Source organism: Streptomyces sp. NPDC102259 (assembly GCF_044766465.1).
Taxonomy (GTDB): Bacteria; Actinomycetota; Actinomycetes; order Streptomycetales; family Streptomycetaceae; genus Streptomyces.
The window spans coordinates 134,652-150,274 of sequence record NZ_JBIWMA010000018.1 but is presented as its reverse complement, the minus strand read 5'-3'; the positions used below and the strand labels follow the sequence as shown (position 1 = coordinate 150,274).

12 protein-coding genes are annotated in these 15,623 nt (G+C 72.1%); 6 read left to right on the top strand and 6 right to left on the bottom strand.

The window, feature by feature from the left end:
* The first annotated feature begins 42 nt into the window (after positions 1-42).
* Positions 43-1,194: an acyl-CoA dehydrogenase family protein gene (locus tag ACIRPU_RS32745; RefSeq protein WP_403873855.1), complete on the top strand. Its 1,152-nt coding sequence runs from the start codon at positions 43-45 to the stop codon at positions 1,192-1,194.
* A 26-nt stretch (positions 1,195-1,220) separates the two neighbouring features.
* Entirely contained in the window at positions 1,221-2,171 is a 951-nt protein-coding gene (locus tag ACIRPU_RS32740; RefSeq protein ID WP_385554795.1) for an acyl-CoA dehydrogenase family protein, read from the top strand.
* A gap of 2 nt (positions 2,172-2,173) precedes the next feature.
* Here the strand turns inward: ACIRPU_RS32740 and ACIRPU_RS32735 are convergent, their stop codons facing one another.
* Entirely contained in the window at positions 2,174-2,665 is a 492-nt protein-coding gene (locus tag ACIRPU_RS32735) for an FBP domain-containing protein (RefSeq protein WP_389053287.1), read from the bottom strand.
* 101 nt (positions 2,666-2,766) lie between these two features.
* Between ACIRPU_RS32735 and ACIRPU_RS32730 the strand changes: the two genes are divergently transcribed.
* Positions 2,767-3,342 (top strand): TetR/AcrR family transcriptional regulator, encoded by a 576-nt coding sequence (locus ACIRPU_RS32730; protein ID WP_355707154.1) that lies wholly within the window; start codon positions 2,767-2,769, stop codon positions 3,340-3,342.
* A 46-nt stretch (positions 3,343-3,388) separates the two neighbouring features.
* Here the strand turns inward: ACIRPU_RS32730 and ACIRPU_RS32725 are convergent, their stop codons facing one another.
* The gene (locus ACIRPU_RS32725) at positions 3,389-3,934 is read right to left on the bottom strand and encodes a HutD family protein (RefSeq protein ID WP_403873851.1); all 546 of its coding nucleotides are present in this window, start codon (positions 3,932-3,934) and stop codon (positions 3,389-3,391) included.
* A complete protein-coding gene (locus ACIRPU_RS32720) occupies positions 3,931-4,650 on the bottom strand; it encodes a vWA domain-containing protein (protein ID WP_403873848.1) in 720 nt (239 codons plus the stop codon). The genes ACIRPU_RS32725 and ACIRPU_RS32720 overlap by 4 nt, the downstream gene beginning before the upstream one ends.
* A gap of 106 nt (positions 4,651-4,756) precedes the next feature.
* On the opposite strand from ACIRPU_RS32720, the gene ACIRPU_RS32715 reads away from it, so the two are divergent.
* Positions 4,757-5,578 (top strand): chitosanase, encoded by an 822-nt coding sequence (locus ACIRPU_RS32715; protein WP_403873845.1) that lies wholly within the window; start codon positions 4,757-4,759, stop codon positions 5,576-5,578.
* 139 nt (positions 5,579-5,717) lie between these two features.
* On the opposite strand, the gene ACIRPU_RS32710 is transcribed toward ACIRPU_RS32715, so the two are convergent.
* The 3 genes from ACIRPU_RS32710 to ACIRPU_RS32700 form a co-directional block, all read right to left on the bottom strand.
* A complete protein-coding gene (locus ACIRPU_RS32710) occupies positions 5,718-7,178 on the bottom strand; it encodes a glutamate synthase subunit beta (protein WP_403873842.1) in 1,461 nt (486 codons plus the stop codon).
* Positions 7,171-11,778: a glutamate synthase large subunit gene (gene gltB / locus ACIRPU_RS32705; RefSeq protein ID WP_403873839.1), complete on the bottom strand. Its 4,608-nt coding sequence runs from the start codon at positions 11,776-11,778 to the stop codon at positions 7,171-7,173. The genes ACIRPU_RS32710 and gltB overlap by 8 nt, the downstream gene beginning before the upstream one ends.
* A gap of 382 nt (positions 11,779-12,160) precedes the next feature.
* Entirely contained in the window at positions 12,161-12,892 is a 732-nt protein-coding gene (locus ACIRPU_RS32700) for a VIT1/CCC1 transporter family protein (RefSeq protein ID WP_355707148.1), read from the bottom strand.
* A 291-nt stretch (positions 12,893-13,183) separates the two neighbouring features.
* On the opposite strand from ACIRPU_RS32700, the gene ACIRPU_RS32695 reads away from it, so the two are divergent.
* Together ACIRPU_RS32695 and ACIRPU_RS32690 are read left to right on the top strand one after the other, a co-directional pair.
* The gene (locus ACIRPU_RS32695) at positions 13,184-14,311 is read left to right on the top strand and encodes an ADP-ribosylglycohydrolase family protein (RefSeq protein ID WP_403873836.1); all 1,128 of its coding nucleotides are present in this window, start codon (positions 13,184-13,186) and stop codon (positions 14,309-14,311) included.
* 26 nt (positions 14,312-14,337) lie between these two features.
* Positions 14,338-15,621, top strand: coding sequence for an ADP-ribosylglycohydrolase family protein (locus ACIRPU_RS32690; RefSeq protein ID WP_403873913.1), 1,284 nt, complete (start codon positions 14,338-14,340; stop codon positions 15,619-15,621).
* Positions 15,622-15,623 lie beyond the last annotated feature (2 nt).

The following is a 15,623-nucleotide window of genomic DNA, read 5'->3' as shown; positions in this document are numbered from 1 at the left end:
CGAAGGTCGCGCACGAAGGTCGCGCAGCCGAGGAGGGCACCCGTGGACCTCGCACACTCCCCCGCCGACGAGGCGTTCCGTGCCGAGGCCCGGGCCTGGCTGCGCGCGCGGGTGCCGTCCGAGCCGCTGCCTTCGTTGGAGACCGCCGAGGGCTTCGCCGCGCACCGCGCGTGGGAGGCCGAACTGGCCGCGGGCGGCTGGTCGGTGGTGAACTGGCCGACGCGCTACGGCGGGCGGGACTGCGGGCTGATGCGCTGGCTGGTCTTCGAGGAGGAGTACTACGCGGCGGGCGCCCCGGGCCGCGTCAACCAGAACGGGGTGAGTCTGCTCGCCCCCACCCTGCTCGACCACGGCACCGAGGAACAGCGGGCCCGGGTCCTGCCCGCGATGGCCACCGGCGAGGTCGTCTGGGCGCAGGCCTGGTCGGAGCCCGAGGCCGGCTCGGACCTGGCGGCGCTGCGCGCCCGAGCGGTCCGGGTGGCCGGCGGCTGGCGGCTGAGCGGCCAGAAGACCTGGTCCTCGCGCGCGGCCTTCGCCGACCGCGCCTTCGGCCTGTTCCGCACCGACCCCGACGCCCCGAAACCCCATCAGGGGCTCACCTACCTCATGTTCGACCTGCGGGCCCCCGGCGTCACCGTCCGCCCCATCGGCCGCCTGGACGGGAAGCCGGCGTTCGCCGAGCTCTTCCTGGACGAGGTGTTCGTGCCGGACGCGGACGTGATCGGGGAGCCGGGCCAGGGCTGGCGGATCGCGATGTCGACAGCGGCCAACGAACGCGGGCTCACCCTGCGCTCCCCCGGCCGTTTCCTCGCCTCGGCGGACCGCCTGCACGCCCTCTGGGTGGACCGGGGCAGCCCGCAGGCCGCCGCGGCCCGCGTCGCCGACGCGCTGATCGGCGCCCGCGCGTACCAGCTGTTCACGTACGCGGCCGCCTCCCGCTTCCTCGCCGGGGAGCGGCTCGGCCCGGAGTCGAGCCTGAACAAGGTGTTCTGGTCGGAGTACGACATCGCGCTGCACGAGACGGCGCTGGATCTCCTCGGCGCGGCGGGAGCGGACGGGGAGGCGGCCGACACCGACTGGTCGGAGGGGTACGTCTTCTCGCTGGCCGGCCCGATCTACGCGGGCACCAACGAGATCCAGCGCGACATCGTCGCCGAGCGGCTGCTCGGCCTGCCGAGGGGACGCCGTCGATGACTTCGCCCAGGCCGGCTCAGCCGGCGATGCGCTTCCTCCTGGACGGCGAACAGCGGGCGTTCGCCCGGTCGTTGGACGCGATGCTGAGCGCGGCCGACACTCCCGCCGTGATCCGCGACTGGAGCCGGGGGGAGCGGGCGGGCGGCCTCGCACTGTGGTCGCGGATCGCCGAGGCCGGCGTGTTCGCCCTGGCGGTCCCGGAGGCGTACGACGGGCTGGGGCCCCGGCCGGTGGACCTGGCCGTCGCGTTCGTGGAGCTGGGGCGGCACGCGGTGCCGGGCCCGCTGGTGGAGACGGTCGCCGCGGCGGCCCTGCTGCTCGATCCGGGTCCCGCCGAGCGGTTCCTCCCCGCTCTCGCCGCGGGCGGGGCGATGGCCACGCTGGCGCCCGAGGGCGCGTACGCCGTGGACGGTGACGCGGCGACGTTACGGCTGGCGCTGGCCGCCGACGGGCTCCGGCTGGCCCCCGGGCACGGCCCGGTGCGCCCCTCCCTCGACCCCGCCCGTCGCCTCACCCGCCTGCTGCCGGGCGGTGAGCTGCTCACCCCGGACCCGCGCGCGGACCGCGCCCTGCGCTGGGCCCGCCTGGCCACCGCCGCGCAGGCGCTCGGGGTGGGTCTGGCGCTGCTGGAGCGGACGGTGGCGTACGTCGGGCAGCGCGTCCAGTTCGGGGTCCCGGTCGGCTCGTTCCAGGCGGTCAAGCACCGGCTGGCGGACGCGAGGATCGCGTTGGAGTTCGCCCGCCCCCTGGTCCTGGGCGCCGCCGTGACGATGGGCTCGGCGGATGTCGCGGCGGCGAAGGTGAGCGCTTGCGAGGCGGCGTACACGACCGCGCGCACCGCGCTCCAGCTGCACGGCGCGATCGGCTACACGGCGGAGTACGACCTGTCGCTCTGGCTCACCAAGGCCCGCGCCCTGCGCACGGCCTGGGGCACCCCGGACGACTGCCGGGCGGCGGTCCTGCGCGGTCGCGCGTAGCCTCAGCCGGTCACCCTGGCGACGAACGCGGCGAGGTTCGCCACGGTCCGCCCGATCTTCTCCTCCAGCGTGATCGTCTCGGGCAGCCGGGCCCCGACTCCCGCGTCCCGCTTGCCCCGCACGTACAGCGAGCAGGCGAGGTCGCTGCAGATGTAGGCCCCCACCGAGTTGCCCTGCTGGCCGGCCCTGCCCGCCTTGGGCGCGACCATCAGCGAGACACCGCCGGAGTGGGTGGTCAGGCACATCGTGCACATGCTGCGCCGCGCCTGCCAGGAGCCGGAGGTGGAGGAGCGCAGGGCGAGGGCCTTCGGCCGGCCGTCCAGCTCGACGGCGAGGTAGGCCCGGTCGGGGGCCTGGGGATCCCGCCAGCCGAGGTAGTCCAGGTCCTCCCAGGGCCGGTCGGCCAGGTCGCGCGGGACCGCCAGGCGCTTGGCCTCGCCCTTGGTGCAGTTGACGAACGCGGCACGGATCTCTTGCTCGGTGAGCGGCTTCATATAACGCAGGCTAATTTGCCTAAAGCTTTTAGGCAAACGCATAATAGCTATCGGCTGCCAGGCAGCTGAGCGACACGGGGAGCGACAACAGGAGGACGAGCATGGGGCGTGTGGGGCTGAGCACGGATCGTCTGGTCCGGGCGGGCGCGGAACTGGCCGACGAGGTCGGCTTCGACCAGGTGACCGTCTCGGCGCTCGCCCGGCGCTTCGACGTGGCGGTCGCGAGCCTGTACTCGCACGTGAAGAACTCCGACGACCTCAGAACCCGGATCGCCCTGCTCGCCCTGGAGGAGCTCGCCGACCGGGGCGACCTCGCGCTGGCCGGGCGGGCCGGCAAGGACGCCCTGACCGCCTTGGCCGACGTCTACCGCGACTACGCCCGCGAACACCCCGGCCGCTACGCCGCGGCCCAGCTACGACTCGACCCGGAGGCGGCGGCCGCGAGCGCCGGCCCGCGGCACGCCCGGATGACCCGGGCGATCCTGCGCGGCTACGACCTCACCGAGCCGGACCAGACCCACGCCGTCCGGCTCCTGGGCAGCGTCTTCCACGGCTACGTCAGCCTGGAGCTCGGCGGCGGATTCAGCCACAGCGCCCCCGACACCCAGGAGACCTGGACCCGGATCCTCGACGCCCTCGACACCCTGCTGCGCGCCTGGCCGCCCGCCGAGAACTGACCGGCCCCTCAGCGCCCGACGGGGGCACGGGGCTACGGGGCCGCCGTCACGGGGCGAGGCCGATGACCGCCGTCGGGCCGTGCGCGTGGAGCAGTGCGTCCTCCCCGGTCAGCAGGAGGGCGTCGTGGCGGGCGAGCCGTACCCCGTCGACGTCGGTGGACCCGCCGTCGTCGAGGGCGACGATCAGGGCGTGCGCCGCCCGCAGGCCGAGCCGGCCGCGTACGACCGCGACGGTCGGGGCCGAAGCGCCTCTGCGCCACATCACGTTGAGGTTGACGACGGGCCCGTCCAGCAGCCGGCAGTCGGTGGGCTCGTCGCCGGGGAGGTCCTGGGGCACGTAGCGTGCGTCGACGAGCCGTCGCCGCCCTGCGACGGTCAGGTCCATGCCCGCGCCCTCGACCAGGGTCAGGGTCCGCTTTACTTCGGGGAACACGGAGAACGGGCCGTCCGCCGCGACCTCGGCGAGGCTGACCCGCCAGGTGAAGGCGGCCATGCCCGCGCCCGCCGGGTCGCAGGCGATCTCACGGGTCACCCCGCCGCCGTTCTTCCAGGCCACGGCCGCGCGCCCGGCCGCGGGCAGCAGGACGGTCACCGGAGGATCCCCCGCGCCCTGGCCGCACCGAGCCATGTCGGGAACTCCCCGACCAGCCGGTCGTACAGCTCCGCGTCCGACACCTTCCGCGGATCCGAACCGGCGTGGAAGAAACCGGCGTTGTCGACCGTCCGCTTCGCCGGTACGGGCAGTTCGTCGAGCTTGCGCAGGAAGTCGAACTGCTTGCTGCCCCGGTCGCCGAAGCCGATGAACTGCCAGAACAGGGGCAGCTTCGACGCCTTGCAGAGGTAGCGTTCGGCGGCGAGCTTGTTGATCGGGCCGCCGTCTGTCTGGAAGACGACCAGCGCGGGGTCCTTCGATCCGCTGTCGAGGTAGTGGTCGATGACGGCGTCCATGGCGAGGTGGTAGCTGGTCTTGCCCATGTGCCCGAGCCCGGCCACGATCCGGTCCACCCGCCCCTGATGGTCGGCGAGGGCGATGTCGGTGACGGCGTCGACGTCGGTGGAGAAGAAGACGACCGGCACCCGGCCGTCGTCGTCGAGGTGCGCGGACAGGCCCAACACCCGGTCGGCGAGCGCCTGCACACTGCCGTCCTGGTAGTACGGCTTCATCGACCCCGAATAGTCGACGACGAGATAGACGGCCGCCCGCTGCCCGTCGAGACCGTGCTTGCTGAGGGACACCCCGGCGCTCTTGTAGAGGCTGACCAGCGCGGGTGCGGTCTCCTGGACCTTGGTGAGACTGATCGCGACCATGGCGCACAGCCTCCCACACCCACCGGCCTTCGCCCTTTTGTTCGTTCACCTACTAATGAGGATGAAATGACAAGGAACACGACATTCCCGCTCTAGGGTGTGCGGCATGAAACGTGCCGCCGCCCTGGTCTGCGCCGCCGTAGCGTCGACGGTGTACCTGTTCGCTCCCGCCCAGCCCGCTCGGCACACCCAGCCGACGACCGGCGTCCGGGCGGTCTCGCCGGGTCTCACCGCCCCGCCGCAGAAGGAGCTGGCGCAGAAGATCGTGGCGAGCGCCGAGAACGGGACCCTGAACTGGCGCACCGCGTACGGCTATGTCGAGGACATCGGTGACGGACAGGGCTACACGGCGGGTCTGATCGGCTTCTGCACCGGCACCCACGACCTGCTCACCCTCGTCGAGCGCTACACGCGCGACCACCCGGGCAACGGCCTCGCCCCTTATCTCCCCGCCCTGCGCCGGGTCGACGGCACCGCCTCGCACGCCGGTCTGGACCCCGGCTTCCCGGCCGCCTGGCGGGCCGAGTCCAGGGTGCCCGCCTTCCGGGCCGCCCAGGACGTCGAGCGCGACCGCATCTACTTCGACCCGGCGGTCCACCGGGGCCGCGTCGACGGCCTGGGCGCGCTGGGCCAGTTCATCTACTACGACGCCCTGGTCTTCCACGGTCCCGGCGCGGGCCCGACCAGCTTCGACGGCATCCGCGCCCGCGCGATGCGGCAGGCCCGCACCCCCGCGCAGGGCGGCAAGGAGGCCGACTATCTCGACGCCTTCCTCGACGCCCGCCGCCGGGCCATGCTGACCCGGCACCCCGGCGTCGACACCTCGCGCGTCGACACGACCCAGCGCCGTTTCCTGCGCGAGGGCAACCTCGGCCTGCGCCCGCCGCTGCGCTGGCAGGTGTACGGGGAGACGTACCTGGTGCCGTAGAGCGGTCGTGCGGACCTGGGGTCGTGCGGACATGCGGCGGCGCCTGCCCAGTCGTCCGGTCGGGGACTGTGGGGCAGGCGCCGTCTGTGTTCCGTACGCCTTTGTACGGGACGTGTGGGGGCCCCTCGGGGCCGGGCCGTCAGACCAGCAGCGAGCGGTCCGTCGGGCGGATCGGGGCCGGCAGCTCACTCTCGCCGGTCAGGAACCGGTCGACGCCGCGGGCGGCCGAGCGGCCCTCCGCGATCGCCCACACGATGAGCGACTGGCCGCGGCCGGCGTCACCGGCGACGTACACGCCGGGGACGTTGGTGCGGAAGTCGGCGTCGCGGGCGATGTTGCCGCGCTCGTCGAGCTCCAGGCCGAACTGCTCGATCACGCCGTTCTCACGGTCGGTGCCGGTGAAGCCCATCGCGAGGGTGACCAGCTGGGCGGGGATCTTGCGCTCCGTGCCCGGCTTCGGGGTCAGCCTGCCGTCGATGAACTCGACCTCGCTGAGGTGCAGCCACTGGACGTTGCCGTCCTCGTCGCCCTCGAAGTGGGTGGTGGAGACGGAGTAGACCCGCTCGCCGCCCTCCTCGTGCGCGCTCGTGACCTTGTAGAGCATCGGGAAGGTCGGCCACGGCTGACCCGGGTTCCGCTCCTCGCCGGGCTTCGGCATGATCTCCAGCTGGGTGACCGAGGCCGCGCCCTGACGGTGGGCGGTGCCCACGCAGTCCGCGCCGGTGTCGCCGCCGCCGATGACCACGACGTGCTTGCCCTCGGCCGAGATCGGGGGCGCCACGAAGTCGCCCTCCTGGACCTTGTTGGCCAGCGGCAGGTACTCCATCGCCTGGTAGACGCCCTTGAGTTCACGGCCGGGGACCGGAAGGTCACGAGCGGTCGTGGCGCCGGCGGCGATGACGATGGCGTCGTAGCGCTTCTTCAGGTCGGTCGCCTTGAGGTCGCGGCCGATCTCGATCCCGGTACGGAAGCGGGTGCCCTCCGCGCGCATCTGCTCGATACGGCGGTTGATGTGCCGCTTCTCCATCTTGAACTCGGGGATGCCGTACCGGAGGAGGCCTCCGATGCGGTCCGCGCGCTCGTAGACGGCGACGGTGTGGCCGGCCCGGGTGAGCTGCTGGGCGGCGGCCAGGCCCGCCGGGCCCGAGCCGATGACCGCGACGGTCTTGCCGGACAGGCGCTCGGGCGCCTGCGGGGCGACGTCACCGGTCTCCCACGCCTTGTCGATGATCGAGACCTCGACGTTCTTGATGGTGACGGCCGGCTGGTTGATGCCCAGCACACACGCCGACTCGCACGGAGCGGGGCACAGCCGGCCCGTGAACTCCGGGAAGTTGTTCGTGGCGTGCAGCCGCTCGGAGGCCGCCGTCCAGTCCTCGCGGTAGGCGAAGTCGTTCCACTCGGGGATCAGGTTCCCCAGCGGACAGCCGTTGTGACAGAACGGGATGCCGCAGTCCATGCACCGGCCGGCCTGCTTGCTGATGATCGGCAGCAGGGAGCCGGGGACGTAGACCTCGTTCCAGTCCTTCAGACGCACGTCGACGGGACGGGACTTGGCGACCTCACGGCCGTGGTTCAGGAAGCCCTTCGGGTCAGCCATTGGTCGCCGCCTCCATCATCTTCTCGGTGATCTCGGACTCGGAGAGTCCCGCCTGCTCGGCGGCGTCCTTGGCGGCGAGCACTGCCTTGTACGTGCTGGGGATGATCTTGCTGAAGCGCTCCGCGGCGGCGTCCCAGTCGACGAGCAGCTTCGCGGCGACCGTCGATCCGGTCTCCTCGGCGTGGCGGCGCACCACGTCGTGCAGCCACCGCTTGTCGGCCTCGTCCAGCGCCTCGACGGCGCCGAGGTTGCCGGAGTTGACGTTGTCGCGGTTCAGGTCGATCACATACGCGACGCCGCCCGACATACCGGCCGCGAAGTTGCGGCCCGTCTCGCCGAGGACCACCGCGTGACCGCCGGTCATGTACTCGCAGCCGTGGTCGCCCACGCCCTCGGAGACGACCGTCGCGCCGGAGTTGCGGACGCAGAACCGCTCACCGCTGCGGCCGCGCAGGAACAGTTCGCCGCCGGTCGCGCCGTAGGCGATGGTGTTGCCCGCGATCGTCGAGAACTCGGCGAGGTGGTCGGCGCGGCGGTCGGGGCGGACGATGACGCGGCCGCCCGACAGGCCCTTGCCGACGTAGTCGTTGGCGTCGCCCTCCAGGCGCAGCGTGACACCGCGCGGGAGGAAGGCGCCGAAGGACTGGCCGGCGGAGCCGGTGAAGGTGATGTCGATGGTGTCCTCGGGCAGGCCCGCGCCACCGAACTTCTTCGTCACCTCGTGGCCGAGCATGGTGCCGACCGTGCGGTTGATGTTGCGGATGGCGACCTGGGCGCGCACCGGCTGGGCGTCGGTCGCGGAGTCCGCGGCCAGGGCGTCGGCGGCGAGCTTGATCAGCTGGTTGTCGAGCGCCTTCTCCAGGCCGTGGTCCTGCGTGATGACCTGGTGCAGCGCCGCACCCTCGGGCAGGGCGGGCACGTGGAAGAGCGGGGCCAGGTTCAGGCCCTGTGCCTTCCAGTGGTCGACGGCGCGTTCGACGTCCAGGACCTCGGCGTGGCCGACGGCCTCCTCGATGGTGCGGAAGCCCAGCTCGGCGAGGATCTCGCGGACCTCCTCGGCGATGAACTTGAAGAAGTTCACCACGTACTCCGCCTTGCCGGCGAAGCGGTCGCGGAGCACCGGGTTCTGGGTGGCGATGCCGACGGGGCAGGTGTCCAGGTGGCAGACGCGCATCATGACGCAGCCGGAGACGACGAGCGGCGCGGTCGCGAAACCGAACTCCTCGGCGCCGAGCAGCGCGGCGATGATCACGTCACGGCCGGTCTTCAGCTGGCCGTCGGTCTGCACCACGATCCGGTCGCGCAGGCCGTTGAGCAGCAGCGTCTGCTGGGTCTCGGCCAGGCCGAGCTCCCAGGGGCCGCCCGCGTGCTTGAGCGAGGTGAGCGGGGAGGCGCCGGTTCCGCCGTCGTGGCCGGAGATGAGGACGACGTCCGCGTGCGCCTTGGACACACCGGCCGCGACCGTGCCGACGCCGACCTCGGAGACCAGCTTCACGTGGATCCGCGCCTGCGGGTTCGCGTTCTTCAGGTCGTGGATCAGCTGGGCCAGGTCTTCGATCGAGTAGATGTCGTGGTGCGGCGGCGGGGAGATCAGACCGACACCGGGGGTGCTGTGCCGGGTCTTGGCGACCCACGGGTAGACCTTGTGGCCGGGCAGCTGGCCGCCCTCGCCGGGCTTGGCGCCCTGCGCCATCTTGATCTGGATGTCGTCCGCGTTGACCAGGTACTCGGACGTGACGCCGAAGCGGCCGGAGGCGACCTGCTTGATCGCCGAACGGCGCGTCGGGTCGTACAGCCGGTCCGCGTCCTCGCCGCCCTCACCGGTGTTGGACTTGCCGCCCAACTGGTTCATGGCGATGGCGAGGGTCTCGTGCGCCTCCTTGGAGATGGAGCCGTACGACATGGCGCCGGTGGAGAAGCGCTTGACGATCTCGTCGACCGACTCGACCTCGTCGATGGAGATCGGCTGACGGCCGTCGACACCGGTCTTGAAGCCGAACAGGCCGCGCAGCGTCATGAGGCGCTCGGACTGCTCGTTCACGCGGTCCGTGTACTTCTTGAAGATGTCGTAGCGAGCGGTGCGCGTCGAGTGCTGGAGGCGGAAGACCGTCTCCGGGTCGAACAGGTGCGGCTCGCCCTCGCGGCGCCACTGGTACTCGCCGCCTATGTCCAGGGCGCGGTGGGCCGGCGCGATGCCGCTGGCCGGGTACGCCTTGGCGTGGCGGGCGGCGACCTCCTTGGCGATGACGTCGATGCCGACGCCGCCGATCTTGGTGGCGGTGCCGTTGAAGTACTTCTCGACGAAGGCGTCGTCGAGACCGACGGCCTCGAAGACCTGGGCGCCGCGGTAGGAGGCGACGGTGGAGATGCCCATCTTGGACATGACCTTCAGGACGCCCTTGCCCAGCGCGTAGATGAGGTTGCGGATCGCCTGCTCGGGCTCCAGGCCGTTGAGGAAGGTGCCCGCGCGCAGCAGGTCCTCTGCGGACTCCATCGCCAGGTACGGGTTGACGGCGGCGGCGCCGAAGCCGATCAGCAGGGCGACGTGGTGGACCTCGCGGACGTCGCCGGCCTCGACGAGGAGGCCCACCTCGGTGCGCTGCTTGGTGCGGATGAGGTGGTGGTGGACGGCCGCGGTGAGCAGCAGCGACGGGATCGGGGCGTGCTCGGCGTCCGAGTGGCGGTCCGACAGGACGATGAGGCGGGCGCCGTTGTCGATGGCGGCGTCGGCCTCGGCGCAGATCTCGTCGATGCGCGCGGCCAGCGCGTCACCGCCGCCGTGCACCCGGTACAGGCCGGAGAGCGTCGCGGCCTTGAAGCCGGGCATGTCGCCGTCGGCGTTGATGTGGATGAGCTTGGCCAGCTCGTCGTTGTCGATGACGGGGAAGGGCAGGGTGACCGTCCGGCACGACGCGGCGCTCGGCTCGAGCAGGTTGCCCTGCGGGCCCAGTGACGAGCGCAGCGAGGTCACGAGCTCTTCGCGGATCGCGTCCAGCGGCGGGTTGGTGACCTGGGCGAACAGCTGGGTGAAGTAGTCGAAGAGCAGCCGCGGGCGCGCGGAGAGCGCGGCGATCGGCGAGTCCGTGCCCATGGAGCCGAGCGGTTCGCCGGCGGTCTTGGCCATCGGCGCGAGGATGACGCGCAGCTCTTCCTCGGTGTAGCCGAAGGTCTGCTGGCGGCGGGTGACCGAGGCGTGGGTGTGCACGATGTGCTCGCGCTCGGGCAGGTCGACCAGCTCGATCTCGCCGGCCTCCAGCCACTCGGCGTAGGGCTTCTCGGCGGCGAGCTGGGCCTTGATCTCGTCGTCTTCGATGATGCGGTGCTCGGCGGTGTCGATGAGGAACATCCGGCCGGGCTGGAGGCGGCCCTTGCGGACGACCTTGGCGGGGTCGATGTCGAGGACGCCGACCTCGGAGCCGAGGACGACGAGGCCGTCGTCGGTGACCCAGTAGCGGCCGGGGCGCAGACCGTTGCGGTCGAGCACGGCGCCGACCTGGGTGCCGTCGGTGAAGGTGACGCAGGCCGGGCCGTCCCAGGGCTCCATCATCGTGGAGTGGAACTCGTAGAAGGCGCGCCGGGCCGGGTCCATGGAGTCGTGGTTCTCCCACGCCTCCGGGATCATCATCAGCACGGAGTGCGGCAGCGAGCGGCCGCCGAGGTGGAGCAGTTCGAGCACCTCGTCGAAGGACGCCGAGTCGGAGGCGTCCGGCGTACACACCGGGAAGATCCGCTCGATGGACTTCTCGTCCTTGCCGAAGAGGTCGGAGACGAGCTGCGACTCGCGGGCGCGCATCCAGTTGCGGTTGCCCTTGACGGTGTTGATCTCACCGTTGTGCGCGACGAAGCGGTACGGGTGCGCGAGCGGCCACGACGGGAAGGTGTTCGTCGAGAACCGCGAGTGGACGAGCGACACGGCCGAGGCGAAGCGGCGGTCGGACAGGTCCGGGAAGAAGGGCTCGAGCTGGCCGGTGGTCAGCATGCCCTTGTAGACGATGGTCCGCGCGGACAGCGACGGGAAGTAGACGCCGGCCTCGCGTTCGGCGCGCTTGCGCAGCACGAACGCCTTGCGGTCGAGGTCGATGCCCGTGCTGGCGTGGTCCGTGACGAAGATCTGGCGGAAGGCCGGCATCGTCGAGCGGGCGGTGGCGCCGAGCAGTCCGGGGGCGACCGGGACGTCGCGCCAGCCGAGGACGGTGAGGCCCTCGTCGACGGCGATCGTCTCGATCTGTGAGACGGCGTCCTGGATGCCTTCCTCGGGGAGGAAGGCGATACCGACGGCGTAGCCGCCGGCCTCGGGGAGCTCAAGTCCGGCCACCTCGCGGAAGAAGGCGTCCGGGACCTGGGTCAGGATGCCCGCGCCGTCGCCGGAGTCCGGCTCGGAGCCGGTGGCGCCGCGGTGCTCGAGGTTGCGCAGAACGGTGAGCGCCTGCTCGACCAGCGTGTGGCTCGCCTCGCCGGTGAGGTTGGCCACGAAGCCGACGCCACAGGCGTCGTGCTCGTTGCGGGGGTCGTACATACCCTGCGCAGCAGGGCGAGCATCCATGAAGGACCAGTTCTGGCCATTCGCGGAATGCTGGGACGGCTGGCGCGGCGTACGCATCGGCTCTCCCGTCGTCGTCTCAAGTGGCATATCTGCTGAGCGAAGGGACGACGTTGGCCCTCTGCGTAACGCAAAATTTCGTGCAGGTTACATGATGGAGCGGTTCTCGGGAACCGGATACTCCGTTCCAGCATGCGGACGCCACGGAGTCGCGACAGGGGTATCTCGCACGTGGCTGAAAGTATGGGGGGACCGAACGGGACGAGATCGATCAGATCGGTGTCCGCCGGTCCGGAAGGCGAGGGGAGCGGCTTCGTTCACCTCGCGAGTGCGCCGGAGGCGTCTTTGCCCACAGCGCTTACGGCTCATGCCCGCTGGTTAAGCACTCGAAACCAGTCAGTAACGACTACTTATGCGGCCCATCGCATAAGTAGCATCCGCACTATCCTACGGCCGTTCCGAACCAACTGCCCAGGGCGTACGTCACACCGGCCGCCGCGCCACCGAGGGCGAGCTGCCGCAGCCCGCTGTACCACCAGGTGCGCGCGGTCACCCGGGCCACCACGGCCCCGCAGCCGAACAGTCCGACCAAGGCGAGCAGCACGGCCGGCCAGAGCGAAGCGGCCCCCAGCAGATAGGGGAGTACGGGCAGCAGCGCGCCCAGCGCGAACGCGCCGAAGCTCGACCCGGCGGCGATCAGCGGCGAGGGCAGATCGGAGGGATCGATGCCCAGTTCCTCGCGGGCGTGTATCTCCAGGGCCTGCTCGGGATCGCGCGACAGCTGGTGGGCGACCCGCCGGGCCAGCTCGGGGTCGACCCCCCGAGACTCGTACAGCGCGGCGAGCTCGGCCTCCTCGTCCTGCGGGTGCTTTCTCAACTCCCGTCGCTCGACGTCGAGTTCTGCCTCGACGAGCTCGCGCTGCGAGGCGACGGAGGTGTACTCCCCGGCGGCCATGGAGAAGGCGCCCGCGGCGAGACCGGCGAGTCCGGTGATGACGACGGTCTGGTGACCCACCGACCCGCCGGCGACACCGGTCATCAGGGCGAGGTTGGAGACCAGACCGTCCATCGCGCCGAAGACGGCGGGCCGCAGCCAGCCCCCGTTGACGTCCCGGTGGGTGTGGTTGTCGCGATGCGCCTCGTGCAGCGCGGCTTCGGTTTCGATGATGGCCACGAGATCCCCCAGGGTGTTCCGGACGGCCCCAGTAAGCTGAGGCAAAGCTAAGTCTGGACTGATTCCACTTTTCGACGACACCAAAGATACGCCGGGAGATCCGCACCCGCCAGGAAGGAAAGGCTGGGCTAACCTGCGGCTTTACCCTCGAATGCTCATACGATCGGGAGGCTGCACAGATGTCGACCGGGTGACATGGAAGCCTCCGAGGCTGAGGTCAACCGCCGATGGTGGGACACATCCGCAAAGCGCTCCGCGCCCCGTGCGGAGCCTCTTGAGGAGAGGCCTCGTATGGCATCGATCGCCTGCATCCCCTCGGTCCCGGTGCCGGGGGACGCCGCCGCACTGCGCGAACGGGCCCGCGGCGCCCTGCTCGGCCTGGCCGTCGGAGACGCCCTGGGAGCCCCCGCGGAGAACATGAAGCCCTCCGAGATCCGCGCCCGCTGGGGCCGCATCACGGGGTACGTCGCCGACCGGCCGGCCGGCACCGACGACACCGAGTACGCGATCTTCTCGGGCCTGCTGCTGGCCCGCCACGGCTCCGCGCTCACCCCGGCCCATGTCGAGGCGGCCTGGCACCAGTGGATCGCCGACCTCGACGAGGGCCCCTTCCGCGGCGCCGGCTTCAGCGAACGCGGCACCCTGGAGAACCTCCGCCGAGGCCTGGCGGCGCCGATCTCGGCGCAGCACCGGCACGCCTGGAGCGACGGCCTGGCCATGCGCGCGGCCCCCTTCGGCGTCTTCGCCGCCGGCCGCCCGGCGGAAGCGGCCCGTCTGGTCGCGATCGACGGCGCGGTGAGTCACGACGGCGAGGGCATCTACGGCGGCCAGGCGGTCGCGGCGGGAGTGGCCGCGGCCATGGCGGGAGCGTCGCCGATCTCGGTGGTCGCCTCCGCCCTGGCCGTGGTCCCCGAGGACTCCTGGACGGCGCGTTCCCTGCGCCGGGCGGTGGCGGTGGCCCACCGGGGCGAACGGGCGGTCCGCTCCGCCGTCGTCATCGGCGGCTACCCCTGGACCGACCTCGCCCCCGAGGCCGTCGCCCTCGCCTTCGGCGCCTACGCGGCCGCCGACGGCGACTTCCGCGACGCCGTCCTGACGGCGGTGAACATGGGCCGCGACGCGGACACGACGGCCGCGGTGGCGGGCGCCCTGGCCGGTGCGACACAGGGCGTGTCGGCGATCCCGGCGCAGTGGGCGGCGGCGATCGGCCCGGCACGCGGAAGCTGCCTGCCGTCCATGGCGGGCCACCATGTGCTGGACGTGGCGGAGTTGCTGGTGCCGGGCGAGGGCGGCAAGTGGGGCGAGGGCATGGTCGCGGAGGACCTCGTGCCGAACCTGATGGGCCTCGCCCGGTCCCCCCTGCCGGACCCGACCGCCTTCACCCTGGCGGCGAACGACGGCGCGGAGGTACGACCGTGAGGCCACCCGGACCGCTGGACGAGGGCATGACGGCCGGAACGCTCACGGCGGCCCCCGACGAACTCGCGGCCGCCGACGGCGAGGACACCCGCCAGGGGCCACCCGCACCCGACGACGCAAGCCGCGAGCGTCGCGCGGGCGGGAACAGCGGGGCCGAAGGCGAAGCCGGGGCCGTCGAGACCGCCCGCCCGGTGAGGGCGCGCCGCATCGAGGGCCTTCTGCTCGGCCTCGCGGCGGGCGACGCCGCCGGCTGGCCCGCCGCCCGCCACCGAGCCGCCCGTATGCCGGAGTGGACCCGTCGGCTGACCCGCGAACTCGACACCTTCGCCGAGCAGAACGCGACGACGACCCTCCCCGTCCCCATCGCCCTCAATCAACCCCCCGAGCCGCTCCGCCTCGGCCCCTCCGACGACGCCGAGTGGGCGGCCTTCGCGGCCGAGGCGGTCCTGCGGGCCGGGGACGACGCCGCCCTCGGCGACCTCGGTCGCGAACGCCGGATGCGCGCCGCCATCGACCTCACCTGGAACGCCGTCGCCTGCGAGGTCGCGGCGGCCGCCGACCGCGCGCCCGAGATCGAGTCCGCCGTCCTCCCCCTGCGCGCCCGGATCTCCGTCCGCGCCGGCCTCGGCAACCTCGCCGCCGGTCTGCGGCCGCCCGCCACCGGCCACGACAACCCCCACTACTTCGACGACGCGGCCTGCGTGCGCGCCTGTGTCCTGGCCGTGGCCCACCCCGGCGACCCCCGACTCGCCGCCGAACTCGCCGAGTTCGACGCCCGCTACACCCAGGACGGCGACGGCGTGCACGGCGCGCGCGCGATGGCGGCGGCCCTCGCGCTGGCCCTCGTCGGCGCGAGACCCGAGGCCTGCGTGGCGGCGGCGCTCGCCGAACTCCCCGAGCACACCGAGATCGGCCGCAACGCCCGGCACGCCCTCGCGCTGGCCCATGGCGCCGACAGCGCCTTCGCGCTCATCCCCCTCCTGGAGCACCAGATCGTCGACCACGTCTACAGCTACGGCATCGCGGCGGCGGAGACGGTCCCGGTGGCCCTCGCCCTGGTGACGGCGTCCGGCGGCCGTATCGGCGAAGCGGTACCGGCGGCGGCCTGTCTCTCCCGGGTCGCGGACTCGGCCCCGGCCCTGGCGGGCGCGCTGACCGGCGCGTTGGGCGGCGGCGCCGCGATCCCCCTCTCCTGGCGGGACAGCTGCCGTGTCCTCTCCGGCTGTGTACTGCCCCGGCTCACCGGCACCGACCTGGTGGAACTCGCCGAACTCCTGGAAAACACGCAACCGGCCCCTCCAGGAGGATGATT

Bases quoted from the DNA above. Each gene is read 5' to 3' on its own strand.
- ACIRPU_RS32740 (WP_385554795.1), top strand. From the start codon at position 1,221: ATGCGCTTCCTCCTGGACGGCGAACAGCGGGCGTTCGCCCGGTCGTTG.
- ACIRPU_RS32735 (WP_389053287.1), bottom strand. From the start codon at position 2,665: ATGAAGCCGCTCACCGAGCAAGAGATCCGTGCCGCGTTCGTCAACTGC.
- ACIRPU_RS32730 (WP_355707154.1), top strand. From the start codon at position 2,767: ATGGGGCGTGTGGGGCTGAGCACGGATCGTCTGGTCCGGGCGGGCGCG.
- ACIRPU_RS32720 (WP_403873848.1), bottom strand. From the start codon at position 4,650: ATGGTCGCGATCAGTCTCACCAAGGTCCAGGAGACCGCACCCGCGCTG.
- ACIRPU_RS32715 (WP_403873845.1), top strand. From the start codon at position 4,757: ATGAAACGTGCCGCCGCCCTGGTCTGCGCCGCCGTAGCGTCGACGGTG.
- ACIRPU_RS32710 (WP_403873842.1), bottom strand. From the start codon at position 7,178: ATGGCTGACCCGAAGGGCTTCCTGAACCACGGCCGTGAGGTCGCCAAG.
- gltB (WP_403873839.1), bottom strand. From the start codon at position 11,778: ATGCGTACGCCGCGCCAGCCGTCCCAGCATTCCGCGAATGGCCAGAAC.
- ACIRPU_RS32695 (WP_403873836.1), top strand. From the start codon at position 13,184: ATGGCATCGATCGCCTGCATCCCCTCGGTCCCGGTGCCGGGGGACGCC.
- ACIRPU_RS32690 (WP_403873913.1), top strand. From the start codon at position 14,338: ATGACGGCCGGAACGCTCACGGCGGCCCCCGACGAACTCGCGGCCGCC.